This window comes from Streptomyces sp. ALB3, from assembly GCF_044385685.1.
In the GTDB taxonomy this organism is placed as follows: domain Bacteria; phylum Actinomycetota; class Actinomycetes; order Streptomycetales; family Streptomycetaceae; genus Streptomyces.
Window position 1 is genome coordinate 103912 of the sequence record NZ_JBISCE010000044.1, and the last position, 24562, is coordinate 128473.

The 24562-nt window shown below is 72.5% G+C and carries 22 protein-coding genes; 6 read left to right on the forward strand and 16 right to left on the reverse strand.

Translation table 11 applies throughout. From position 1 onward, the window contains the following. Nucleotides 1-239: 239 nt before the first annotated feature. Nucleotides 240-1898: an outer membrane protein assembly factor BamB family protein gene (locus ACHFIV_RS29030; protein WP_398975180.1), complete on the reverse strand. Its 1659-nt coding sequence runs from the start codon at nt 1896-1898 to the stop codon at nt 240-242. 210 nt (nt 1899-2108) lie between these two features. Further along, entirely contained in the window at nt 2109-3926 is a 1818-nt protein-coding gene (locus tag ACHFIV_RS29035; RefSeq protein ID WP_398975182.1) for an ABC-F family ATP-binding cassette domain-containing protein, read from the reverse strand. Nucleotides 3927-4073: 147 nt separating this feature from the next. Here ACHFIV_RS29035 and ACHFIV_RS29040 point away from each other — a divergent pair, with 147 nt between their 5' ends. Continuing rightward, the gene (locus ACHFIV_RS29040) at nt 4074-4727 is read left to right on the forward strand and encodes a lipoprotein (protein WP_398975185.1); all 654 of its coding nucleotides are present in this window, start codon (nt 4074-4076) and stop codon (nt 4725-4727) included. Nucleotides 4728-4785: 58 nt separating this feature from the next. Here ACHFIV_RS29040 and ACHFIV_RS29045 read toward each other — a convergent pair whose 3' ends face one another. The 7 genes from ACHFIV_RS29045 to rsmI all read right to left on the reverse strand — a co-directional run bounded on the left by ACHFIV_RS29045 (nt 4786) and on the right by rsmI (nt 11048). Next, the gene (locus ACHFIV_RS29045) at nt 4786-6099 is read right to left on the reverse strand and encodes an acyltransferase (RefSeq protein ID WP_398975187.1); all 1314 of its coding nucleotides are present in this window, start codon (nt 6097-6099) and stop codon (nt 4786-4788) included. A gap of 73 nt (nt 6100-6172) precedes the next feature. Beyond that, a complete protein-coding gene (locus tag ACHFIV_RS29050) occupies nt 6173-7072 on the reverse strand; it encodes a 4-(cytidine 5'-diphospho)-2-C-methyl-D-erythritol kinase (protein WP_398975188.1) in 900 nt (299 codons plus the stop codon). Continuing rightward, nucleotides 7069-7941, reverse strand: coding sequence for a 16S rRNA (adenine(1518)-N(6)/adenine(1519)-N(6))-dimethyltransferase RsmA (rsmA, locus tag ACHFIV_RS29055; RefSeq protein ID WP_398975191.1), 873 nt, complete (start codon nt 7939-7941; stop codon nt 7069-7071). The genes ACHFIV_RS29050 and rsmA overlap by 4 nt, the downstream gene beginning before the upstream one ends. 9 nt (nt 7942-7950) lie before the next feature. Beyond that, the gene (locus ACHFIV_RS29060; protein ID WP_398975194.1) at nt 7951-8388 is read right to left on the reverse strand and encodes a ubiquitin-like domain-containing protein; all 438 of its coding nucleotides are present in this window, start codon (nt 8386-8388) and stop codon (nt 7951-7953) included. Nucleotides 8389-8626: 238 nt separating this feature from the next. Further along, complete coding sequence (locus ACHFIV_RS29065; protein ID WP_398975196.1) at nt 8627-9493, reverse strand: TatD family hydrolase; 867 nt, start codon at nt 9491-9493, stop codon at nt 8627-8629. A gap of 72 nt (nt 9494-9565) precedes the next feature. Continuing rightward, a complete protein-coding gene (locus ACHFIV_RS29070; protein WP_398975199.1) occupies nt 9566-9982 on the reverse strand; it encodes a hypothetical protein in 417 nt (138 codons plus the stop codon). Between the two features lie 169 nt (nt 9983-10151). Further along, nucleotides 10152-11048 (reverse strand): 16S rRNA (cytidine(1402)-2'-O)-methyltransferase, encoded by an 897-nt coding sequence (gene rsmI / locus ACHFIV_RS29075; RefSeq protein WP_398975201.1) that lies wholly within the window; start codon nt 11046-11048, stop codon nt 10152-10154. Between the two features lie 53 nt (nt 11049-11101). Here rsmI and ACHFIV_RS29080 point away from each other — a divergent pair, with 53 nt between their 5' ends. The 4 genes from ACHFIV_RS29080 (at nt 11102) to ACHFIV_RS29095 (ending at nt 16122) form a co-directional block, all read left to right on the forward strand. Next, nucleotides 11102-12868 (forward strand): dolichyl-phosphate-mannose--protein mannosyltransferase, encoded by a 1767-nt coding sequence (locus ACHFIV_RS29080; RefSeq protein ID WP_398975203.1) that lies wholly within the window; start codon nt 11102-11104, stop codon nt 12866-12868. Nucleotides 12869-13058: 190 nt separating this feature from the next. Then, nucleotides 13059-14693 (forward strand): penicillin-binding transpeptidase domain-containing protein, encoded by a 1635-nt coding sequence (locus ACHFIV_RS29085; RefSeq protein WP_398975205.1) that lies wholly within the window; start codon nt 13059-13061, stop codon nt 14691-14693. Between the two features lie 71 nt (nt 14694-14764). Further along, a complete protein-coding gene (locus ACHFIV_RS29090; protein ID WP_398975207.1) occupies nt 14765-15274 on the forward strand; it encodes a YbaK/EbsC family protein in 510 nt (169 codons plus the stop codon). Next, nucleotides 15271-16122: an EamA family transporter gene (locus ACHFIV_RS29095; protein ID WP_398975209.1), complete on the forward strand. Its 852-nt coding sequence runs from the start codon at nt 15271-15273 to the stop codon at nt 16120-16122. Before ACHFIV_RS29090 ends, ACHFIV_RS29095 begins: the two co-directional genes overlap by 4 nt. 17 nt (nt 16123-16139) lie before the next feature. Here the strand turns inward: ACHFIV_RS29095 and ACHFIV_RS29100 are convergent, their stop codons facing one another. From ACHFIV_RS29100 to ACHFIV_RS29120, 5 genes are all read right to left on the reverse strand, one after another. Next, nucleotides 16140-16937, reverse strand: coding sequence for an SDR family NAD(P)-dependent oxidoreductase (locus ACHFIV_RS29100; RefSeq protein ID WP_398975212.1), 798 nt, complete (start codon nt 16935-16937; stop codon nt 16140-16142). Beyond that, the gene (locus tag ACHFIV_RS29105) at nt 16934-18094 is read right to left on the reverse strand and encodes a serine hydrolase domain-containing protein (protein ID WP_398975524.1); all 1161 of its coding nucleotides are present in this window, start codon (nt 18092-18094) and stop codon (nt 16934-16936) included. The genes ACHFIV_RS29100 and ACHFIV_RS29105 overlap by 4 nt, the downstream gene beginning before the upstream one ends. A 77-nt stretch (nt 18095-18171) precedes the next feature. After that, nucleotides 18172-18942: an energy-coupling factor ABC transporter ATP-binding protein gene (locus ACHFIV_RS29110; protein ID WP_398975216.1), complete on the reverse strand. Its 771-nt coding sequence runs from the start codon at nt 18940-18942 to the stop codon at nt 18172-18174. Beyond that, on the reverse strand, nt 18939-19700 hold the full coding sequence (gene cbiQ, locus ACHFIV_RS29115) for a cobalt ECF transporter T component CbiQ (protein WP_398975219.1): 762 nt from the start codon (nt 19698-19700) through the stop codon (nt 18939-18941). Before cbiQ ends, ACHFIV_RS29110 begins: the two co-directional genes overlap by 4 nt. A gap of 1 nt (nt 19701) precedes the next feature. Further along, nucleotides 19702-20796 (reverse strand): energy-coupling factor ABC transporter permease, encoded by a 1095-nt coding sequence (locus ACHFIV_RS29120; RefSeq protein ID WP_398975222.1) that lies wholly within the window; start codon nt 20794-20796, stop codon nt 19702-19704. A gap of 176 nt (nt 20797-20972) precedes the next feature. Here ACHFIV_RS29120 and ACHFIV_RS29125 point away from each other — a divergent pair, with 176 nt between their 5' ends. Further along, entirely contained in the window at nt 20973-21341 is a 369-nt protein-coding gene (locus tag ACHFIV_RS29125; protein WP_398975223.1) for an SsgA family sporulation/cell division regulator, read from the forward strand. 155 nt (nt 21342-21496) lie between these two features. Here the strand turns inward: ACHFIV_RS29125 and ACHFIV_RS29130 are convergent, their stop codons facing one another. Together ACHFIV_RS29130 and ACHFIV_RS29135 are read right to left on the reverse strand one after the other, a co-directional pair. Continuing rightward, the gene (locus ACHFIV_RS29130) at nt 21497-23710 is read right to left on the reverse strand and encodes an MMPL family transporter (RefSeq protein ID WP_398975225.1); all 2214 of its coding nucleotides are present in this window, start codon (nt 23708-23710) and stop codon (nt 21497-21499) included. Nucleotides 23711-23832: 122 nt separating this feature from the next. Further along, nucleotides 23833-24405, reverse strand: a complete 573-nt coding sequence (locus ACHFIV_RS29135; RefSeq protein WP_398975228.1) for a TetR/AcrR family transcriptional regulator — start codon at nt 24403-24405, stop codon at nt 23833-23835. Between the last annotated feature and the right edge of the window lie 157 nt (nt 24406-24562).

Genomic DNA, 24562 nt, shown 5'->3' on the forward strand with positions numbered 1-24562 from the left:
CCCCCGGAAAGGAGCGAATCGGGCATGGCTTCCGCAGTGTTACGACAGTCGAGCGGGGCTTCTTTGTACCACCCGCACCACACCGGGCACCGGTTCGGTCCACCCCCTGTTCCCAAGGGAGAACCGGGCCGTGATGCCGTCGTTACGAGCCTGCCGCGGCCGGGCGCGGGCTCCTTCACCGACGCTCCGTCAACTGCGCGCAGGGGGCGCACGTTTACCGGTCTCCCCCTCGTCCCGCCCTACGGGCCGAAGACCAGCACGCCGGTCGCCGCCTTCTCCTCCTCGTCCTCGTCCTGGCTGATGCGCTGCGGAAGCAGGTAGGAACGGCCGTCGCGGTAGACGACCTTCGGCACGAAGAGCGAGCTCTCCGTACCGGCCGCGGACTCGGGATGCTTCAGCAGCGTCGCGTACGTCCCCGTGGAGGGGGCGAGCGTGCCGATCTCACCGCCCTCGCGGTACAGGGCCTCCATGTGCACCAGCACCTTCCCGCCCTCCATGCGCAGCGGGAAGACGAGCCGGCCGTGCGGTGCGGGCGCCTTCCACACCGAGTTGCCGGTGGCCAGGTCGAACGCGATGACCTTGTTCGTGCCGGATCCCGAGCCCGTCGCGGGCAGCCCCGACATGTAGAGCCTGTCCGCGTCCGCCGCGACCCCCGCGCAGCCGTCCAGATTGCCGCCCAGGTCCACCGATTCCTCAGCGCACCGGACGCCGTAGTCCTCGTCACCGCCCACCAGCTGCGAGCGGTAGGTCCCGTCGTCGTTCAGGACGACGACGGCCCACTTCTCCGGCTGTCTGAGGGAGACGACGAGCGGGCTCACCGAGTAGACGTGCGCGACCGACCAGCCGGGCTTCAGGTCGTACGTCCACTTCGGCGCCCCCGAGACCGGGTCGACCTCCTGGACCTGCTGGCGTACGGGATCGTCGGCCTCGGCCTGGCAGCTGACGGCCGCGAGCATCCGGGCGCCGCCGGTGAAGGCGAAGGGCTGGCAGACTCCTTCGCGCTTGCCGAACAGCTTCTTGCCGTCGCTGACCCGGAAGGCGTCGGAGGCGGTGTTGCGCCCGAAGGTCACCGTGTCGCCGCTGATCGACATGGCGACGTGCGACAGGCCGTCCTGCAGGGCGGAGCGGTCGACCGTCTTCTTCCATCCGGCCTTGCCCGTACGCAGGTCGATCATCTGGAGGACCGAGCAGGAGGCCTCCGACTCCGAGACGTTGTCCTCGATACCGACGACGACCTTGCCGTCGGCCGTGGGGGCGGTGGGTGAGGCGCAGAGGTCCGTGGGCAGCCGCAGGCTCCACTTCTCCGTGCCGTCGGCCACCGCGTAGCCGGTCACCTTGCGGTACATGCCCTTGGCGATCAGGTCCCCGGCGAACCAGGGGCCGTGCGTCTCCTCCCCGTACTCCGGGAGGTCGACCCCGTTCTCCGCCAGCCACGCCACCTTCGCCTCACCCGGCTCGCGCCCCGCGTTGAGCTCGTCGGCGGTCGGTCCGGAGGCGGTCGCGTCGTCGTCCCCGCCGGACGTCGGCGAGGCACTCGGCCCGCCGCTCCCCCCGGTCGGCCCGGCGAGAGGCTTCCTGCCGCCCCCTTCGTCGCCGGTGGCCAGCCATATCCCCCCGCCCGCCAGGAGCAGCACGGCGAGCACGGCGCCGACGACCACACCGGTCCGCCCCTTGGAGCGGCCGCCGCCGGACCCGCCCGGCCGCGGAGCCGTGGCCGGCGGCTGCGGCGGGGGTCCGTACCCCGGCGGGCGGGCGTAGGGGCCGGCCTGCGGGGCGTACGGGCCCGGCCCCTGAGGCGGGTATCCGTATCCGGGCGGTGGCTGAGGAGTTCCCGGCGGAGGGTCGTACGGTGCTCCGAAGCCCCCCTGCGGCGGTTGCTGACCGGGCGGCTGGGTCATCAGCACGTCCCCCTTCGTGCGGTCCTGCGCCCGGTCCGTGACTGCGGTCGAGCGGAGCTACTTTGTACCACCCGGCGCACGGCGGGCCGGGGCCCCGGGCCGGGTGGGCGCCCCCGGACGGCACCGGTCGACCGGCGCGCGCGGCGGGCCTGTTCAGCGGAACGCCCGGTCCGCCCGGACGGGGGCGGACCGGGCGGACCGGGCGGACCCTCAGGCGTCCTCGGCCAGCTCCAGCCAGCGCATCTCCAGCACGTCCCGCTCCGCGACCAGTTCACGCAGCTCGGCGTCGAGCGCGGCGACCTTCTCGAAGTCGGTGGCGTTGTCGGCGATCTGGGCGTGCAGCGTGGTCTCCCTGGTCGACATCTTGTCGAGCTGCCGCTCCACCTTCTGGAGCTCCTTCTTCGCGGCCCGCGCGGCCTGCGGCGAGACGGCCTCGGCCGGCGCCGCCTTCGGCGCGGAGGACCCGGCGGCGGAAGCGGGCGTGGCCGTCTCCTCCATGCGCTGCCTGCGCTCGATGTACTCGTCGATGCCGCGCGGCAGCATCCGCAGCGCACGGTCGCCGAGCAGGGCCATCACCTTGTCGGTGGTCCGCTCGATGAAGAACCGGTCGTGGGAGATCACGATCATCGATCCGGGCCAGCCGTCGAGGAGGTCCTCCAGCTGGGTCAGGGTCTCGATGTCGAGGTCGTTGGTGGGCTCGTCGAGGAAGAGGACGTTGGGCTCGTCCATCAGCAGACGCAGGATCTGCAGCCGCCGCCGCTCACCACCGGACAGGTCGCCCACCGGCGTCCACTGCTTCTCCTTGGCGAAGCCGAACTGCTCGCACAGCTGCCCCGCCGTCATCTCGCGGCCCTTGCCGAGGTCGACCCGGTCGCGCACCTGCTGCACGGCTTCGAGCACGCGCAGGTTCGGGTTCAGCTCCGCCACCTCCTGGGAGAGGTAGGCGAGCTTGACCGTCTTGCCGACGACCACCTTTCCGGCCGCCGGCTGCACGTCGCCCTGGCTCCGGCACGCCTCGGCGAGCGCCCGCAGCAGCGAGGTCTTGCCCGCGCCGTTGACGCCGACCAGGCCGACGCGGTCGCCCGGTCCGAGCTGCCAGGTGAGGTGCGTGAGCAGGGTCTTGGGCCCGGCCTGGACGGTCACGTCCTCCAGGTCGAAGACGGTCTTGCCGAGCCTGGCGTTCGCGAACTTCATCAGCTCGCTGGTGTCGCGCGGGGGCGGTACGTCGGCGATCAGCTCGTTGGCCGCCTCGATGCGGTAGCGCGGCTTGGACGTACGCGCGGGGGCTCCGCGCCGCAGCCAGGCCAGCTCCTTGCGCATCAGGTTCTGGCGCTTGGACTCCTCGGTCGCGGCGATCCGCTCCCGCTCGGCCCGCGCGAACACGTAGTCGCTGTAGCCGCCCTCGTACTCGTGGACCGAGCCGCGCTGGACGTCCCACATGCGGGTGCAGACCTGGTCCAGGAACCACCGGTCGTGGGTGACGCAGACGAGCGCGGAGCGCCGGGTGCGCAGGTGTCCGGCCAGCCAGGAGATGCCCTCGACGTCCAGGTGGTTGGTGGGCTCGTCGAGCACGATCAGGTCCTGCTCGGCGATGAGCAGCTTCGCCAGCGCGATCCTGCGCCGCTCACCGCCGGAGAGCGGAGCGATGACGGTGTCCAGGCCGTGCTCGAAGCCGGGCAGGGCGAGACCGCCGAAGAGCCCGGTCAGCACGTCACGGATCTTCGCGCTGCCCGCCCACTCGTGGTCGGCGAGATCGCCGATCACCTCGTGCCTGATGGTGGCCTCGGGGTCCAGCGAGTCGTGCTGGGTGAGGACGCCGAGGCGCAGCCCGCCGTTGTGGGTGACCCGGCCGGTGTCCGCCTCCTCCAGCTTGGCGAGCATCCGGATGAGCGTCGTCTTGCCGTCGCCGTTGCGGCCGACGACGCCGATCCGGTCGCCCTCGGACACCCCGAGGGATACACCGTCGAGCAGGGCACGGGTGCCGTACACCTTGCTGACCTGCTCGACATTGACCAGATTGACGGCCATTTCACTCCTGCCTAGGGGGCCCCTGCGTCGGGGACCGCTCGACGTCCCAGAGTAGTCGCCGCGCGGGGTGCGATAGCGTGCGGCGATCGATCATGGGGAGTAACCCCAGGTCGGAGCGGTTCGGAACATCTCTGGGGTGGGGACTTCATGACGCGCTACGCGATACGGGCTCTGATTCCGGCGGTCCTCGCGGCGGTGACGCTGGCCGGCTGTTCCGCGTCGTCCGGCGGCGGCGGGGCCGCGACCACGGACACCGCCAAGAACGGGGACAGCGCCCCCGCGAAGGCCGTGGAGAGCGGCGCCGCGAGGAAGGGCACAACCCTGGGCGCCCCCGGTTCGGCCTGCGAGCTGCCGGTGACGTTCGACCTGGCGGAGGACTGGAAGCCGCAGGCCGTGGAGGTGGGTCCCGGCTCCGGACCGGCGGAACCGGGCCGCCAGGGCTCGGCCACGATGGTCTGCGAGATCGACGCCAAGCCGGCCGGGAACATCGGCTACCTCCGGGTCTGGCGGGGCGAAGGCGCCGGCACCGGCCCGCGAGCGGCGCTGGAGGGCTTCGTGGCCGGCGATCCGAACGCGGCGAAGGCGTCGTACACGCAGACCCGGGCGGGTTCCGTGACAGCCACCGAGGTCACCTACACGGTGACCGTCGAACTGCTGGACGAACAGAAGACGGAGCGAGCCTTCGCGGTCGCGACACCCGGCGGCCCGGTCGTGGTGCACCTGGGCGGACTGGACTCCCAGGAACACCGGGAGATGCTCCCGGCCTACGAGCTGGCGAGGAAGACCCTGCAGCTGGGCTGACGGGACACGCCCCCGCCGCACGGCCGCTGAACGGTCTCCCCCGGCGCACGGCCCCGCGTCACCGCCCCGCCCGCTCCACGAGCAGCCAGCCGCCGAGCGCCATCGCCACGGCCGCCGGAGCGCTGACGTGGACGGCGATCAGCAGGGCCGTGTGCCCTTCGAGCAGCCCCGCGTAGCCGACCGCGGACAGACCCAGGACACCCAGCAGGGCGAGGGCCACCCCGATCGCCGACACGGCTCCCGCACCGCTCGCGCTCCTGCCGGGGACGGCACGGACGGGGCGCTCGAAGGCCCGGAAGGCAGCGACCAGGGCCGCGGTGACCACCGCGGCGGCCGCGATCCGCACCGGGACCTGCGCCCACCAGGCGCCGGTGGCCGGCCCGGGCAAGGGCAGGCCGAGCGCGAGCATCATCCCGTACACGCCCAGCATGGCGGTGAGGTGCCACAGGAACGCGGTCATCGCGACCCCGTTGGCGGCCACGACCGCGCGCCGGACGCGGGGGCGGGCGGCCAGCCGCGCTCCGGGAGCCCGCAGCGTCTCGACCGCCCCGACCAGCCACAGGCCGTGCCCGAGGAGGGCGAGCGTGGGAGGCGCCATGTTGCTGATCCGCTCCCCCGGCATGCCGACCATGGACAGCGGATACGGGCCGAAGGCCACCAGCGCGACGGCCGCGACGAGCCCCGCGCCGGCCAGGGCCCCGGGACGGCGGACACGGCCGTCGGCGCGCAGGAAGCCGAGCTGGTGCACAGCGAGCCAGACGAAAGCGAAGTTGAGGAACTCGACGTACGGGACGCCCACCGCGAAGCGCAGGAGGTCCACCGTGGCGGCGGCTCCCGCGAGTGCCGCGAACGCGCCCCAGCCGTACCGGTCGTGCAGCCTCAGCAGGGCCGGGGTGAACGCGACCATCGCGAGATAGATCCCGATGAACCAGAGGGGCTGGGTCACCAGCCGCAGCGTCACACCGGTCAGGCCGCCCCCGCCCCCGGACAGCTGGACGACGAGCGCGGCGACGCCCCACACGAGGACGAAGACCATGGTCGGCCGGAGCAGCCGTTGCAGCCGGGCGCGCAGGAAGGACGGGTAGACCGGTCCCGTGGAGCCGTCGGGGCGCCTCCGGACCAGGGAGCGGTAGGACAGCGCGTGGGAGAAGCCGCCGACGAAGAAGAACACGGGCATGACCTGGAGGACCCAGGTGAGCGGCTGGAGCCCCGGCACGACGGCGAGGAGGTTGCCGACCCCGTCGGTGGTGACGGCGGCCATCAGCCAGTGGCCGAGGACGACCGTGCCGAGCGAGGCGACGCGCAGCAGGTCGATGTAGCGGTCCCGGGTGGCGGGTGTCGCCTCGGCCGTTTCACGAACAGGTGATCCCATGCGCATACGGTCGCGCCGGGCACCCGGAGGGCGGCAGCGCGACCGTACTCAGTTCGCGTCTGAGTACCCGCCGTCAGACGACGGTGGCGCCCGCCGCCGGCGAGACCGCCACCCGGGCCTCGCGGCAGGTGCCCGAGGCCAGCAGGGCGTCCGCCACCTTCCGCGCCGACTCCTCGCCGGCGGTCAGGAACGCCGTCGTCGGCCCGGACCCGGAGACCAGGGCGGCCAGGGCGCCGGCCGCGGTGCCCGCCGCGAGGGTGTCGGCCAGCGAGGGGCGCAGGGAGAGGGCGGCTGCCTGGAGGTCGTTGCCGAGGGCCTCCGCGAGCGCGTCGGCGTCCCCCTTGCGCAGGGCGGCCAGGAGCGCGGGGGAGGCAGCCGGTTCGGGGATACGGGTACCGGCGGTGAGCCGGTCGAACTCGCCGTACACCGCGGGGGTGGAGAGTCCGCCGTCGGCGACCGCGAAGACCCAGTGGAAGGTGCCGCCGACCTCGACGGCCGTCAGCTGCTCGCCCCGGCCGGTCCCGAGTGCCGCACCGCCGACCAGGCTGAACGGCACGTCGCTGCCCAGCTCGGCGCAGATCTCCAGGAGTTCCTCCCGGCTCGCGCCGGTGGCCCACAGGGCGTCGCAGGCCAGCAGGGCGGCGGCACCGTCGGCGCTGCCGCCGGCCATACCGCCGGCGACGGGGATGTCCTTGGCGATGTGGATGTGCACCCCGGGCGCGATGCCGTGCCGGGCGGCCAGGGCGATCGCCGCGCGGGCCGCCAGGTTGGTCGCGTCCAGCGGGACCTGGCCGGCGTCCGGGCCTGAGCAGGTGACGCGCAGCGCCTCGGCGGGGGTCACGGTGACCTCGTCGTACAGGCCGACGGCGAGGAAGACGTTGGCCAGGTCGTGGAAGCCGTCGGGGCGGGCAGCGCCCACGGCGAGCTGCGCGTTGACCTTGGCGGGTACGCGGACGGTGACGCTGCGGGTCATGCGGAGGGCTCCGGCTTGTTCTCGGCGATGGCGGCGAACTCCTCGACGGTGAGCGCCTCGCCCCGTGCCTGCGGCGAGATCCCGGCGGCGGTCAGGGCGGCCTCGGCGGCCGGCGCGGAGCCCGCCCAGCCCGCGAGGGCCGCGCGCAGCGTCTTGCGGCGCTGGGCGAAGGCGGCGTCCACCACGGCGAAGACCTCGGCCCGGCTCGCGGTGGTGCGCAGCGGCTCCGGGCGCCGGACCAGGGACACCAGGCCCGAGTCGACGTTGGGCGCGGGCCAGAAGACCGTGCGGCCGATCGATCCGGCCCGCTTGACGTCGGCGTACCAGTTGGCCTTGACCGACGGCACCCCGTAGACCTTGTTCCCCGGCCGGGCGGCCAGCCGGTCGGCGACCTCGGCCTGCACCATCACGAGCGTCCGCTCGATGGTGGGGAAGCGCTCCAGCATGGTGAGCAGGACGGGCACGGCGACGTTGTACGGCAGGTTCGCGACCAGCGCGGTGGGCGCGGGGCCCGGCAGTTCCGTGACGAGCATCGCGTCGGAGTGGACCAGGGCGAAACGGCCGGCGCGCTCCGGCAGCCGGGCGGCGACCGTGGCCGGCAGGGCGCCCGCGAGCACGTCGTCGATCTCCACGGCGACGACCCGGTCGGCCGCCTCCAGCAGGGCCAGGGTCAGCGAACCGAGACCGGGCCCGACCTCGACCACCACGTCGTCGGGCCGCACCTGGGCGGTCCGTACGATCCTGCGGACCGTGTTGGCGTCGATGACGAAGTTCTGACCGCGCTGCTTGGTGGGGCGTACGCCCAGCGCTGCGGCCAGCTCGCGGATGTCTGCGGGGCCCAGGAGGGCGTCGGGCTCAGTGGTGCTCACCCGTCAAGCCTACGGCCGCCGCGAGGCGCCGTATCCGCCGCCCACGGGGCCGGGGCCCGCCTCCCGGAGGACGACGACCTCGTCGCCGTCGTCCAGTCCCGTGCCGGGGGCGGGGGTGACGGTGTCGCGGGTGCCGACGGTGACTCCCTCGGCCTCCAGGAGTTCCCCGGCGTCGTCCGCGAAGGTGTGCAGGGTGCGCGTCGTCCCGTCGACGCTGACGCGGACCGCCTTGTCCTGCGCGAGGAACACGGCGGTACCGCCCGTCAGGACCGCGACGACCAGTGCGCGCGGGACGATCCGCCGCAGGTTCCCGGGGGCCCGGCGCCGCCGCCGGGGCGCCCGGTGACCGCCGGGTGCCCGCCGAGGGGGCGCCTGCCGGGCCACCGGCTGGATGTCCAGGACGGTGGGGTCGTGGACGGGCAGGGGGCCCGGCCACAGCTGGGCCACGATCGTCCGCTCCTCGTGGAGGGAGCGGGGCGGCGCCGGGGGCGGGGCGGGGACCCGCGCCGGGGACCGCCTCGTGCTCCGACTGCCGCGCGCCGCGCGGTGACTGCCCTGCGAATGGCCCACGACGCTCCAGTGGTTCCGGCCTGCCCGCCCCCGTTGCGCGGGCACGATAGCGGAGAGCCGTCACCGCACGAAGTCGTACGATTACCCTACGCGCGCCGGACCGGGCCGGTCGGTCTCAGAAATCGAACGCCCGCGCGGTGTTGTCGTAGACGGCGGCGGCCAGGCTGTCCTCGTCGGTGCCCCTCACCTCGGCCATGGCACGCAGCGTGACCGGGATCAGGTACGGCGCGTTGGGCCGTCCTCGATAGGGGGCGGGGGTCAGGAAGGGGGCGTCCGTCTCGACGAGCACCAGCTCGGTGGGGGCGACGGCCAGCGCGTCGCGCAGCGGCTGGGCGTTCTTGAAGGTGACGTTGCCCGCGAAGGACATGAAGTACCCGGCCGCCGCGCAGATCCGGGCCATCTCGGCGTCACCGGAGTAGCAGTGGAAGACGGTCCGCTCCGGCGCGCCCGCGTCGGCGAGGATACGGAGCACGTCCGCGTGGGCCTCACGGTCGTGGATGACCAGGGCCTTGCCGTGGCGCTTGGCGATCTCGATGTGGGCGCGGAACGACTCCTCCTGGGCCGCCATGCCTTCGGGTCCCGTGCGGAAGTGGTCGAGACCGGTCTCGCCGACACCGCGTACGTGGCCGAGGGCGGCCAGCGCGTCGATCTCGGCGAGCGCCTCCTCCAGGGCCGCTCTCCCGCCCGGCTCCCGCGCGCCCTGCCGTGCCGAGCCCTCCGGGTCCCCGTGGACGATGCGCGGGGCCTCGTTGGGGTGCAGGGCCACGGAGGCGTGCACGGACGCGTGCGCGGCGGCGGTCTCGGCGGCCCAGTGGGAGCCCTTCACGTCGCAGCCCACCTGGACGACGGCGGTCACGTTGACCGCCGCGGCCCTGGCCAGGCCTTCCTCGACGGTTCCGTCCTGCATGTCCAGATGGGTGTGCGAATCGGCGACCGGAACCCTGAGGGGTTCGGGGAGCGGCGGGGCGTCGGTACGGCTCATGCCCACGACTCTACGAGGCGCGCGCCCTCACTCACCGCCGGTGGAGCCCTCGACCACCGGCGGTGACCCGGTTCACCGCCGGTGGAAGGGGCGCATCAGGTCGGACAGCTGCCAGTGGTGCGCCGGCCCGGGTGCGCGGACGGCCGCCACGGCCGTCTCCTGCCCGGTCCGCCTCTCGCGGGCCGTCTCCCCGCGTGCCTTCTCGGCGCGCTGCTCACCGGGACGCACGGCCCGGGGCGTGAGCGACTGCTGGACTCCCGCGACCCGGCCGGCCCGCATGATCCGGACGACGTGGCCGTCGCACCTCACGCAGGTGGGCGTGGACAGGGGCGAGGCCACGCGCGAACCGTCCGCCGTGTAGACCACGAACGCGTTGCCCGAGCCGTCGACGTGGTGCTCTATCTCGTAGGCCTGTTCCCAGCCGTGCCCGCACCTCATGCACGCGAAGGCGTACGCCTCGTGGACGGTGGCTGATGCGATCTCACTCATGCCTGCTCCCTTGTCGGCGGAACAGCACCCCGGACAAGCACTCCGGTGGTGCGTCCCACCTTCAAGTGGACGCCTTCAGCGGCGGCGGCGCACCAGGTCTTCCGAGTGTCGGGACGGTCCTGGCCGATCCGTGGACGGACGCCCCGGAACGCGGCTCGGGCCTTACCTTTCAAGCCGGTCCCTTGCCCTGGTCCTGGCCGGTGCGAGCCGCGTTCTTCGCCGCGACCACCGCATCGAACACCTCGCGTTTGGGCAGCCCGGCCTCTGCGGCCACCGCCGCGATGGCCTCCTTGCGCCGCTCCCCCGCCTCCTCACGCACCTGCACCCTGCGGACCAGCTCGGCGGCGTCGAGCCCCTCGTCGCCCGAGTCCGTGGCCCCCTCGACCACGACGGTGATCTCGCCGCGCACGCCCTCGGCGGCCCAGGCCGCGAGATCGCCCAGCGGACCGCGCTTCACCTCCTCGTACGTCTTGGTCAGCTCCCGGCACACGGCGGCCCTGCGGTCCGCCCCGAACACCTCGGCCATCGCCGCCAGGGTGTCGTCCAGCCGGTGCGGGGCCTCGAAGAACACCATCGTGCGGCGCTCGTCGGCGACCTCGCGGAGCTTCCCGAGCCGCTCGCCCGCCTTGCGGGGCAGGAACCCCTCGAAGCAGAAGCGGTCGACGGGCAGGGCGGACAGCGCGAGTGCCGTCAGCACGGCCGACGGGCCGGGTACGGCGGTGACCTTGATGTCCCGCTCCACGGCGGCGGCCACGAGCCGGTAGCCCGGGTCGGACACGGACGGCATACCGGCGTCGGTGACGAGCAGGACGCGCGCGCCGCCGGCCAGCGCCTCCACGAGCTCGGGGGTGCGCGCCGACTCGTTGCCCTCGAAGTAGGACACGACACGCCCCGTCGTGTGGATGCCCAGCGCCTGGGTGAGCCGGCGCAGCCGCCGGGTGTCCTCGGCCGCCACGACGTCGGCCGTCTCCAGCTCGGCGGCCAGCCGTGGCGGCGCGTCCGCCACGTCGCCGATGGGGGTCCCTGCGAGTACGAGCGTTCCAGTCGTTCCAGTCACATCAGCCATCCTCCCAGCACGGGCGGCACCCCTCGCACAGACGCGTTCCCTACGATGGCGCGGTGACGAGTACTGCGCCCGAAGCCCAGCAGGGCAACGACGCCGGGGAACACGCCGGTGACCAGCCGCCTTCCTGGCAGCAGCGGCTGCGCCGCTTCGGCCATTCCCCACGGCCGGAGACCGGGCTGCGCGAGCGCCTGGTCCCGCCCTACACCCGCCCCGGCCGCCAGTTCTGGAACGTGCTCGCCGTGCCGCCCGGCCTCGCCGGCCACCTGGTGCGCTGGGCCGCCTGGGGCGGGCCGCTGCTGGTCGCCCTGGTCGCCGGGGTGCTGCGGTTCTGGAACCTGGGCAGCCCGAAGGCGGTGATATTCGACGAGACGTACTACGCCAAGGACGCCTGGGCGCTGGTCAACCAGGGGTACGAGGGTTCCTGGCCCAAGGACGTCGACAAGCTGATCCTCAAGGACCCGTCCTCGGTGGACATCCCGGTGGACCCGGGCTACGTCGTCCATCCCCCGGTCGGCAAGTGGATCATCGGGGTCGGCGAACAGCTCTTCGGGTTCACCCCGTTCGGCTGGCGCTTCATGGTGGCGCTGCTCGGCACCGTCTCCGTCCTGATGCTGTGCCGCATCGGCCGCCGTCTGTTCCGCTCGACGTTCCTGGGCTGCCTGGCGGGCACCCTGCTGGCCGTGGACGGGCTCCACTTCGTGATGAGCCGCGCCGCGCTGCTCGACCTGGTGCTGATGTTCTTCGTCCTCGCGGCCTTCGGCTGCCTCCTCGTCGACCGCGACCGGTCCCGCCGCACGCTGGCAGCGGCGCTCCCGGTGGACGAGGAGGGACTCCTGCGCCCGGACGCGCACGTCGCCGAGACGCTCCGCCTCGGCTGGCGCCCCTGGCGGATCACGGCCGGCCTGATGCTCGGCCTGGCCTTCGCCACGAAGTGGAACGGGCTCTACATCCTGGCCGCCTTCGGTGTGATGGCGGTGCTCTGGGACGTCGGCGCGCGGCGCACGGCGGGTGCCGTACAGCCGTACCGGGCCGTGGTCCTGAGGGACCTGCTGCCCGCGTTCGTCTCGACGGTGCCGGTCGCGATCGGCACGTACGTGCTCTCGTGGACCGGCTGGATCGTCACGGACAAGGGGTACTACCGCAACTGGGCGGCCACCGAGGGCAAGGGCGGCAGCTGGACCTGGCTGCCGGACTGGCTGCGCAGCCTGTGGCACTACGAGTACCAGGTCTACGAGTTCCACGTCGGCCTGACCTCCGGCCACACCTACGAGTCCAATCCGTGGAGCTGGATCGTGCTGGGCCGCCCCGTCTCGTACTTCTACGAGGAGGAGACGGGCTGTCTCACGTCCGGGTCGGGGAAGTGTGCCCGCGAGGTCCTGGCGCTCGGCACCCCGCTGCTCTGGTGGACGGCGTGCGTGGCGCTGCTGTACGTGCTGTGGCGCTGGTTCTTCCGCCGCGACTGGCGGGCGGGGGCGATCGCGTGCGGGGTGGCGGCGGGCTGGGTCCCCTGGTTCCTCTACCAGGAGCGCACGATCTTCCTCTTCTACGCCGTCGTGTTCGTGCCCTTCCTGTGCCTGGCGGTCACGATGATGATCGGCGCCCTCCTGGGCCCGGCGGCGGGTACGGGAACCAAGCACCGCCTCGGCATGGACACCGCCGACCCCACGGGCGAGCGCAGACGCACCCTGGGTGCGATCGCGGCGGGCGTCCTGGTGCTGCTGATCGTCTGGAACTTCGTGTACTTCTGGCCGCTCTACACGGGCACGTCGATCCCGGACGACTCCTGGCGCGACCGGATGTGGCTGGACACCTGGGTGTAGCGGGCGGGCGCGCCGGGCCCGCCCGCCCCCCATCGGTGGCGCGAAGCGGACACATGGCGGAAAGCGCTCTCCCCGGCGCGTCGCGGTCGGGTAACAACCGCCTCAGGACCTACTGACGTCCCGTAAAGTTCCGGAGGAAGGCTGCTCTTGAACGCGTTCAAGAGCAGCACCCGGGGAGGGGGACTGCCAGATGCGCAGTGGAGCGAAGGTCGCCGTGGTCGGCGGGGTGTTCGTGCTGGTGGCCGGAGGACTCGGCTACGGCGCGTACGAAGTGCTGCTGGGGGGCGACGGGGCCGGGGGGACGCGGACCGTGGCCGAGTCATCGAAGGTGAGGACCGGGCCGCCGGACAAGAAGGAGGTCCAGGAGACCGCCAAGGACTTCCTCGCGGCATGGGCGTCGGGCGACGCGCCGGCCGCCGCCCTGCTCACGAACGACGAGGCGGCCTCGGAGCCGCTGCTGGCCGGCTACGCCGCAGAGGCCCACGTCACGAAGGCGGTGATCACGCCGGGCCCCGCCGTCGGCACGAAGGTGCCGTACACGGTCAAGGCGACGGTGTCCCACGGGAGTGTCACCAAGCCGTGGGCGTACTCCTCCGAGCTGACCGTGGTGCGTGGTCTGACGACGGGTAAGGCCCTCGTCGACTGGCAGCCCACGGTGATCCACCCGCAGCTCACCGAGGGCGCGACGCTGAGGACCGGCGAGTCCTCGACGGCGGCGATCGAGGCCGTCGACCACGACGGCAAGGTACTGGACAAGGAGACGTATCCGTCGCTCGGGCCGATCCTGGACAGCCTCCGGGAGAAGTACGGCGACAAGGCGGGCGGTACCCCGGGCGTCGAGACCTGGATCGAGCCGGCGGACGAACAGCTCCCGGACACCACGCTGCTGACGCTCGCCAAGGGGAAGCCAGGCAAGCTGCGGACGACGCTCGACGCGGACGCCCAGGCGGCGGCGGAGAAGGCTGTCAAGCAGTACAGCGGGGCGTCTGTCGTCGCCGTGAAGCCCTCCACCGGCGCGATACGCGCCGTCGCCAACAACCCGGCGACCGGCTTCAACGCGGCGATGCAGGGCAAGCAGGCGCCCGGTTCCACGATGAAGATCGTGACGGCCGCGATGCTGATGGAGAAGGGACTCGTATCGGCGGACAGCCCGGTCGAGTGCCCTAAGGAAGCGACCTGGCAGAGCCGTACGTTCCACAACCTGGGCCACTTCGAGCTCCCGCCCACCGACACGTTCACCACCAGCTTCGCCCGCTCGTGCAACACGGCCTTCATCAAGCTGATCGACGACACCGAGGACGACACCGCGCTCGCCAAGGAGGCCCGGGACGTCTTCGGGATAGGCCTGAACTGGCAGACCGGCGTGGTCTCCTACGACGGCAGCGTGCCGGAGGAGTCCGGCGGTGCGGCGGCCGAGCAGTACATAGGCCAGGGCACCGTCCAGATGAACGCGCTCACCATCGCGTCCGTCACGGCGACCGCCCGCACCGGCACGTTCCAGCAGCCCGTGCTCGTCCCCAGGTCCCTCGACGGCCGGCAGCTGGCAACCGCGTCCCGCTCGCTGTCGCCGGACGTCACCCGGCAGCTGACCGGCATGATGCGGGCCACCGCCTCCTGGGGCACCGGCAAGTCGGCCATGGCCTCCGTCGGTGGCGACAAGGGTGCGAAGACGGGCTCGGCCGAGGTCGACGGGCAGTCCACGTCCAACAGCTGGTTCACCGGCTTCAGCAACGACCTCGCGGCAGCGGCGGTCGTCCAGTCCGGCGGCCACGGCGGCGACGCGGCGGGCCCGGTGGTGGCGGCGGTGCTGCGCGCCGGTTCCTGAAGGAGGCCCGGCGGGACGGCCACCGGAGACGCTGTGGTCCGCCCGCGCGGCGATTAAGTAGCGTGCGGGGCATGAGCACTTCCGGCACCACCCCCGCCCCGGCCTCGTCCGACGTCCCTCCCCGGTTCGCCGAAGCCCTCCGTGAGCTCGGCCTGGACGTCGAGGTACGCCGCTTCCCCGACGCCACGCGCACCGCGGCCGAGGCCGCCGCGGCGATCGGCTGCGCGCTCGGCCAGATCGTCAAGTCCCTGATCTTCGAGGCGGACGGCGTACCGGTCCTCGTGCTGGTGGACGGCGCCTCGCGCGTGGACGTGGAGCTCGTACGGAGAGAACTGGGCGCCGGGAAGGTGGAACGGGCGCGGGCGGACCTCGTCCGGGAGACCACCGGATACGCGATCGGCGGGGTCCCGCCCTTCGGGCACCGTACGAAGACCCGGGTGCTGGCCGACCGGGGGCTGCTCGGCCACGCCGAGGTGTGGGCCGCGGCGGGCCATCCGCACGCCGTCTTCCGGCTCGCCCCCACCGTCCTGGTCGAGCTGGCCGGCGGCACCCTCGTGGACGTGCGCGAGCGGACCGCGTGACCCCGCTGGTGGCGGCGGCCGTCCTGGCCGCCGCGATCACGCACGCGAGCTGGAACGCGATGGCCCACGCCATACGCGACCAGTTGCTGTCGTTCACCCTGATCTCCGGCGGCGGGGTGCTGATCGGGGTCGCGCTCGCCTGCTTCGCACCGTTTCCGGCGGCCGGTGCCTGGCCGTACCTGTGCGTCTCCGCGGCCCTGCACGTGGCGTACATGGCTCTGCTGATGCGGTCGTTCAGTCTGGGCGACTTCGGCCAGATGTACCCGATCGCCCGGGGGACGGCCCCGCTCGTCGTGACGGTGCTGGCCGCCGTCCTCATCGGCGAGCGGCCGGACGGCTGGGCGACGGCGGGCGTGGGCGTCGCCTCCGCGGGACTCGTCGGGCTGGCCCTGTGGGGCATCCGCGGCTCCGGCAGGCGCGCCCAGCGGCCGGCGATCCTGGCGGCCCTCGCGACGGGGCTGGCCATCGCCGGCTACACGACGGTCGACGGGATGGGGGTACGCGCCTCGGGCACGCCGCTCGGCTACGTCGCCTGGCTGATGATCGTCCAGGGCGTCGCCATCCCCGCCTACGCGTTCCGTCGCCGCAGGGGCGGACTGCTCCCCCAGCTGCGACCGCTCGCCGTCCGGGGGCTCCTGGGCGCGGCTCTGTCGGTCACCGCCTACGGTCTCGTCCTGTGGGCGCAGACGAGGGCCCCGCTCGCCCCCATCGCCGCACTCCGTGAGTCCTCCATCATCGTCGGTGCCGCGATAGGGACGCTGTTCTTCAAGGAGCGGTTCGGGATTCCGAGGATCGCCGCGGCCGGGCTGATGGTGATCGGCATCGGATTGATGCTCCACACGAGCTGAGCGGCGCGGCAGCCGTTCTACGGGGTCGCGGGGTCCGCCGACATCGCCGTGCGGAAGCCCCTGTTGACGGCGAGGAGACCGCCGTCCACCCGCAGGGTGACGCCGGTGATCCAGGCCGCGTCCGCGGAGGCGAGGAAGGCGGCGGCGGAGGCGATGTCGTCCGGCTCACCGATCCGGCCGAGCGGGTAGAGGGCGCTCGCGCGCTCCAGTTGGGCGTCCCGGCCCGCCCAGGCGTCCGTACGGACCGTTCCGGGTGCCACGAGGTTGACGCGGACACCGCGTGGCCCCGCGTGGCCGGCGAGCGTGCGGGTCAGGCTGGCCAGACCCGCCTTCGCGGCACTGTAGGCATGGCCTCCGAAGTCCTGTTCGCCGTTGACCGAACCGATGTTGACGATGGCGCCACGCCCGGAGTCCACCAGGTGCGGCAGTGCGGCACGGGAGCAGCGGTAGGGGCCGGTCAGGGTGATGTCGAGGGTGCGGTCCCAGGACTCGTCCGCCTCGTCCTCGAACAGTGCGGCGTCGTCGTGGTTGGCGTAGGCGTTGTTGACCAGGACGTCGAGCCTTCCGAACGAGGCGACGGCACGGGCCACGGCCGCCTCGACCGCCGCCCGGTCGCCCACGTCGCAGGCCAGGGCTTCGGCGGTGCCGCCCGTCTCGCGTATCGCGGCCGCCGTGCGCCCGGCGCGGCCGGCGTCGAGGTCGGTGACCAGGACGGCCGCGCCCTCGGAGGCGAGCCGACGGGCGGTGGCCGCCCCGATGCCCTGTCCCGCGCCGGTGAGGAGCGCGGCGTACCCGGTGAAGCGAGGAGGAGTCATAGGGCCGACCGTACTGCCCTGACCAGGGCCTGGGCACGGGGGTCGGCGGTGACTCCCTTCTGCAGGCCGTTCGTCACGTAGCCGAGCGCGATGCCCGACCCCGGGTCGGCGAAACCGAGCGAACCGCCACGGCCCGGGTGCCCGAACGACCCGGGGCCGAGCAGCGGCGCGGCGGGACCGTGCAGCATGTAGCCGAGGCCGAAGCGGGTGCTGACGACCAGCACGCGGTCCGGCCCCGTGGACTCCTCGGTGCGGGCCAGGGTGAGGGTGGCGGGGGCGAACAGGCGGTGCCCGTCGACCTCGCCGATCATCGCGGCGTAGCAGCGGGCGAGTCCGCGTGCGGTGGCGGCGCCGTTGGACGCGGGCAGTTCGGCGGCGCGGTAGGCGGGGTCGTTCTCGTCGGGGAAGGGGTCGATCGCCCCGAAGGCGCGACGGGTGAGGGAGGCCGGGTCACGGTAGGCCTCGACGACGGAGCGCTTGGGGCGCACGCGAAGAGCACCGCCGTTCCCGGCCGGTGGTGGGTCGACGGGACCGATCCGCCCGATCCGGTGTGCCTCGTCGGCCGGGAGGCCGAACCAGAAGTCCAGTCCGAGCGGGCGCGCGATCTCCTCGGCGACCCACCGTCCGATGGTGCGCCCGGTGACCCTGCGCACCAGCTCGCCGACGAGCCAGCTGTAGGTCTGGGCGTGGTAGCCGTGGTCGGTGCCCGGCTCCCACTGGGGCCGCTGGGCGGCGACGGCTCGCGGTCCCGACACCTGGTCGGCTGCCTCCCGGGGCGTCAGCGTCGTGTCGAGGGCGGCCAGTCCGGCCCGGTGGGCGAGGAGGTGGCGGACGAGCACGCGTTCCTTGCCGTTCGCCTTGAACTCCGGCCAGTAGGTGCCGACGGGGGCGTCGAGGTCCACCTGTCCGCGTTGGTGCAGCAGCAGCGGCACGGCGGCGGCGACGCCCTTCCCGGCCGAGCGGACGATCTGCACGGTGTCCACGGCCCAGGGTTCGGTGCCGTCGACGTCTCTCGTGCCGGCCCACAGGTCCACGACCTTGCGGCCGTGGTGGTAGAGGGCCACGGCCGCTCCACGTTCCCCGCGCTGTTCGAAGTTACGGACGAAAGCGTCCCGTACCGCCTCGAATTCCGGCGCCACCGTGCCCCGTACGTCCACGCCTGCTCCCGCGTTCCCGCTCATCCCCCCATGGTGCATCGCGCCGCGGGGGGAGCGGGTGGCGGGTCACCCTCTGTTCACGGGCGCGGTAGGGACACGGAACGCGGGTCGAAGCCGAAGGGCAGCTCCAGCCGGTGCCTGCGCATGAGTTCGTCGTCGCACAGCAGGTCCTGCGTGCGGTCGTCGGCGGTGATCACCCCGTCGCTGAGGATGACGGCTCGCGGGCAGAGTTCGAGGGCGTACGGGAGGTCGTGGGTGACCATCAGCACGGTGACGTCCAGGGAGCGCAGGATGTCGGCGAGTTCGCGCCGGGAGGCCGGGTCCAGGTTGGAGGAGGGTTCGTCCAGGACGAGGATCTCCGGCTCCATCGCGAGCACGGTGGCGACGGCGACCCGGCGGCGCTGGCCGAAGGAGAGGTGGTGGGGTGGCCGCGCCGCGTAGTCCTCCATGCCGACCCGGCCGAGCGCGGTCCTGACCCGCTCCTCCAGTTCGGCGCCCCGCAGTCCCGCCGCGGCCGGCCCGAAGGCGACGTCCTCCCTGACGGTCGGCATGAAGAGCTGGTCGTCGGGGTCCTGGAAGACGATGCCGACGCGGCGGCGGATCTCCGCCAGGTGGCGCCTGCCGACGGGCAGTCCGGCGACCCGGACGGTGCCGGCGCCCGCGTCGAGGATGCCGTTGAGGTGGAGGACGAGGGTGGTCTTGCCCGCGCCGTTGGGGCCGAGGAGCGCGACGCGCTCGCCCCGGGCCACGGTCAGGTCGACGCCGAAGAGGGCCTGGTGGCCGTCGGGGTAGGCGTAGGCGAGGCCGCTGACCTCGAGGGACGGCACGGGGGCGGTGGGCAGGCTCATAGGGTCCATCCCAGCAGACAGATGACGAGGGCGAGCACGGGGAGCGCGACGGCGTGCGCCCACTGGGTGCGGGTGGCGGTCACCTCGTCGATGACGGGCAGCGTGCCGGTGTAGCCGCGGCTGACCATCGCCAGGTGGACGCGTTCGCCGCGTTCGTAGGACCGGATGAACAGGGCGCCCGCCGTCTTGGCGAGCACGCCCCAGTGCCGTACGCCGCTGGCTTCGAAACCGCGCGAGCGGCGGGCGATCGACATCCGTCGCAGCTCGTCGGTGATGACGTCGCCGTAGCGGATCATGAACGACGCGATCTGGACGAGCAGGGGCGGCAGCCGGAGGCGCTGGAGGCCGAGCAGCAAGGAGCGGAGCTCGGTGGTCGAGGCGAGGATCACCGACGCGGCCACGCCGAGGGTGCCCTTCGCCAGGACGTTCCAGGCGCCCCAGAGGCCGGGGACGCTGACGGACACCCCGAGCAGTTCGGTCTGCTCGCCGGGCACGACGAACGGCATGAGGAACGCGAACGCGACGAACGGCACCTCGATGACCAGCCGCTTCAGGAGGAACCCCGGCGGGATCCGGGCCGCCGCCGCGACGGCCGCGAGCAGCAGCGCGTACAGCGCGAAGGCCCAGACGGCCTCACGCGGTGTGGAGACGACGACCACCACGAAGCCGAGGACGGCGGTGAGCTTGCAGTGCGGCGGCAGCGCGTGGACCCGTGAGTGTCCGTGCCGGTAGAGCGTGTGGGCGTGGCCCGCGCCCACGTCAGACGGATTCGGTGGTGCGGGGCGCGGGCGCCTCGGGCGTACGGCGCCGGCGCACGGCCCAGAACACACCGCTGCCGACGGCGACGGTGGCGCCGACGCCGATGACTCCCGCGAGGCCTCCGGAGAGCCGGGCGTCGCTGACGTCCTTCACTCCGTAGTCGGCGAGCGGGGAGCCGGCCGCACCGTGTTCCCGGACCTTCTCGTCGATGCCCTTGTCGGCGGCGACCTTCTCCAGGCCGTCGGGGTTCGCGGAGGCGTAGAAGGAGACGAAGCCCGCGAGGACGAGCGCGGCGGCCAGCCCGGCGGCCCAGACCTTGCGGGTGGAGCGGGCAGCCGCCGGGGCGGGCGAGGGTGCGGCGGACCCCGGGGCGTCGACGAGCTCGCCGTCGACCCGGAGCTTGAGCGGGGCCGCGAGTCCGCGGGCGCCGTACACCAGGTCGGGGCGCACGGCGATCACGGCGCCGACGGTCAGCGCGGTGATGGCCGCCTCCCCGATGCCGATCAGGACGTGGACACCGACCATGGCGGTGAGGACCTTGCCGATGGGTACGTCGGTCGTCCCGCCGATCGCGTAGAGCAGGGTGAAGGCGGCGGCCGCGGCGGGCACGGAGACCAGCGCGGCCACGAAGGCGGCGACGGTCGTCGAGCGGCGGGTGCGGGGCAGCACGCGGGTCAGTCCGCGGAAGAGGGCGTAGGCGACGACGGTGGTGACGACGCCCATCACCGTGATGTTGACACCGAGCGCGGTGAGACCGCCGTCCGCGAAGAGGATGCCCTGCATCAGCAGGACGACCGCTATGCAGAGCACCCCGGTGAACGGCCCGACCAGGATCGCCGCCAGCGCGCCGCCCAGGAGGTGCCCGCTGGTGCCGGCCGCGACGGGGAAGTTCAGCATCTGCACGGCGAAGACGAACGCGGCGACGAGTCCGGCCAGCGGCGCGGTGCGTTCACCGCCGCTTCCGGCTCCGCCCGGGCCGAAGGTGCCGCCGAGTTCGCGCCGGGCGCCACGGAGACTGACGACGACCGCGCCCGCGGCGACGACACCTGCGACAGCGGAGACGGGTGCGTTGATGAAACCGTCGGGTACATGCATGGAGTGGCTCCGCTTTCGGGGGTACTGCGGGCGGGGACGGAAAACGCTCCATGATAGAGCCCTGTTGCGAACTGTTCGCAAGAACACAGGGATGACAACTGCCTCACGCCCGAAATGCCCAAATGGGAAAATATGGGACATTAGGGGAAGAGATTTCACACTGGAGGAGCCGGCTCATGTCCCTCGTGATCCAAGAACACGCCCGCGCCCGGCTCGTCACCGACGGCCCCGACCCCCGGCTCGTCCCCGTCGAACTGCGCCACGACCCCGAGGAGCCGAAGACCGTCCACGTACGGCTCCCCGGCGGGGCCGACTGGGCCTTCGGCCTCGATCTCCTGGAACGCGGCCTGCGCACCCCCGTGACCCGGGGCGACATACGGATATGGCCGTGCGGACGGGCCCAGCTCATCGTCGAACTGCACTCGCCCGACGGCGTGGCCGTCTTCCAGTTCGACAAGGCCCCCCTCATCCGCTTCCTGGCGCGGACCCGCGCCGCGACGGCGAAGCGCCCGCCCGCCGCCACGTCCACCGCCACCCGCGCCTGAGAACGGAGGGGAGCCCCCGTGCGTGTGCACGGGGGCTCCCTCCGCCCCGGGCTCCCCGTCCCCACGGGTGACCGGCGCTCCGGGGCCGCGTTCGCTCGGACGCGGCCCCGGGGTCCATGCGCGCGCCCGGTTCGCACCGCGACGCGCACCGGGTGTCAGGCGCGGACCAGTTCCCGCTCCCCACCGCCGTCGGACGGGTCGTCCGAGAGGTCCTTGCGCAGCCCCTCGCCCTCCACGTCCACGTCGGGCAGCGCGCGGTCCAGCCAGCGCGGCAGCCACCAGGCGCGCTTGCCCAGCAGGGCGAGCACAGCCGGCACGATGGCCATCCGCACCACGAAGGCGTCGAAGAACACCGCGATGGCCAGCGAGAAGCCGATCATCTTGATCATCGACTCGCTGGAGCCGATGAAGCCCGCGAAGACGGCCATCATGATCACAGCGGCTGCCGTGACCACCCGTGCACCGTGCTTGAATCCGGTGACGATCGCCTGGCCGGGCGTCTCCCCGTGGACGTACGCCTCGCGCATCCGTGTCACCAGGAAGACCTCGTAGTCCATCGCGAGTCCGAAGACCACGCCGACCATGAAGATGGGCATCATGCTCATGATCGGGCCGGTCTGCTCGACCCCGAAGAGCGAGGCGAGCCACCCCCACTGGAAGACCGCGACGACCGCGCCCAGGGCCGCGACGACCGAGAGCAGGAATCCGAGGGCCGCCTTCAGCGGTACCAGCAGCGAGCGGAAGACCACCATGAGGAGCAGGAAGGCGAGACCGACGACGAGTGCCAGGTAGGGCAGCAGCGCGTCGTTCATCTTCTGCGAGAAGTCGATGTTCATCGCGGTGGCGCCGGTGACCAGTACCTCCGCACCGGTGTCGCCCTTGACGTCCGCACCCGCGTCCCGGATGGCGTGGACCACGTTCTCCGTGTCGACGGAGCTCGGCCGGTCCTGGGGGATGACGGTGATGGTCGCCGCGTCACCGGCCTTGTTGAAGGCGGCCGGGGCGACGGCGGCGACGTGGTCGATGCCCTCGATCTCCTGGGAGACCCGGTCGACGGCCGTCCTGCCGTCGGTGCTGTTCTTCGTGTCCACGACGACCAGCAGCGGGCCGTTGAACCCGGGGCCGAAACCGTCGGACAGCAGGTCGTAGGCCTGGCGCTGCGTGGTGCTCTTCGGCTGCGCGCCGTCGTCCGGCAGACCCATCTCGAGCGAGGCCGCGGGTACGGCGACGGCACCGAGGCCGATGACCCCGGCCAGCAGCACCCACACCGGCCTGCGCAGCACGAACCGTGCCCACCGGGTGCCCAGGTTCGGCTTCGCCTCGGGCCTGTCCTCCGCCTCGGCGGCCTTGCGCGCCCTGCGCCCCATGATTCGCTTGCCGGCGAAACCCAGCAGCGCCGGGACGAGGGTGAGCGCGATGAGTACGGCGATCGCGACCGTGCCCGCGGCGGCGAAGCCCATCTTCGACAGCATCGGGATGTTCACGACGGCGAGGCCGGCCAGCGCGATGACGACGGTCAGGCCCGCGAAGACCACGGCGGACCCGGCCGTACCGACGGCCCGTCCCGCCGCCTCCTCACGTTCCCGGCCCTCGGCGAGCTCGGCGCGATAGCGGGAGACGATGAAGAGCGCGTAGTCGATACCGACCGCGAGGCCGATCATCATCGCGAGCGTGGAGGTGGTGGATCCCAGGTCGAGCACGTTCGCCAGGGCCGTGATCAGGGAGACGCCGATACCGACGCCGATGAGTGCGGTGAGCAGCGGCAGCCCCGCGGCGATCAGCGACCCGAAGGTGATGACCAGGACGAGGGCCGCGATGGCGACGCCGATGACCTCCGTGACACCGGTGTGCGGCATGACCTGCAGCGCGTCACCGCCGATCTCCACGGTCATCCCGTCGCTCCGCGCGCTCTCGCCCGCGTCCTGGAGCGCCTCGCGCGTCCCCTCGGTCAGCTCCATGGAGCTGACCTTGTAGGAGACGGAGATGTACGCGGTGGAGCCGTTGCCGCTGACGGCGTTCGCCGTGTACGGGTCCGCGACCGAGGCGATCTGGTCGGAGCCGGACTTCAGCTCGCCGACGATCTTCTGGATCCCGGCCTTGTTGGCCGCGTCGGTGACCTTCTCGCCCTCGGGTGCCTTGAAGACGACCCGGGCGGTCGCGCCGTCGGCGCTGCCTCCGGGGAAACGCTCGTCCAGCAGGTCGAAGGCCCGCTGGGCCTCCGTGCCGGGTATCGAGAAGGAGCTCGAGGTGGCGGTGGACGCGGAGGAGGCACCGAATCCGGCCAGCGCCAGCAGCGCCACCCAGATCAGTGCGACGTAACGGCGACGCCGGAAGGCCAGCCGTCCCATTTTGTACAGGAATGTAGCCACGAGGGGTTACTCCCGGTCAGGTCGTTGAGTGGAAGAGGGCGTGAGGAACCAGCCCGACGACGAGAGCGGCGTGTCAGGTGGAGCGTCGGAGACGGGTCGTGCGACGGTAAGGAACGGGGACGTCAGACGCCGAGGGCGGGGAACACCACGGATTCGACGTAGTCGGTGAGGAACGCCTGGTCGACGGGCCGGCTGTCCACCAGCTCGCGAGCGGCGAAGGCGCCGATCATCATGTGCGGAACATAGGGGAGCGCCGGATTGTCCGGACGCACCTCCCCCCGGTCCACGGCCCGCTGGAGCATCTTCCCGAGGCCGGTCATCTCCGGCTCGATCAGCAGTTCCCGCAGCGCCTGGAAGAGATCGGGGTTGTCGTGGACGGCATGGCTCAGACCCCGCATCAACGCGGAGTTCTTCTCCATCTGGCAGTCGTCGGTGCGCCCCATCACGGCGAGGAAGTCACCGCGGAGCGAACCGGTGTCGACGTCGGCGAGGTGCACCGGCTTGTCGTTGCGGAGCGCCTTGACGACCAGCTCGGCCTTGCTCCCCCACTGGCGGTAGAGCGTGGCCTTGCTGGAACGGGTGCGGGCGGCGACGGCGTCCATGGTCAGGGCTTCGTAGCCGACCTCGCCGAGCAGATCGAGCACGGCGGTGTACAGCTCGCTCTCGCGTTCGGGCGTGAGCCGGCTGCGTGCCATGGGTCGACCTCCTCTTCCTCGCGCCTGCTGGATCGTACGTCAGCCGAAGATCAACTAACGGAACGAAACTGTTTCGTACACTTCGAGATTACCGCTCCCTCCGGCGAAACGAGACAGTTTCGCTTGTGTCCTGCACCACAAGTTGCCGTCGGCCCTT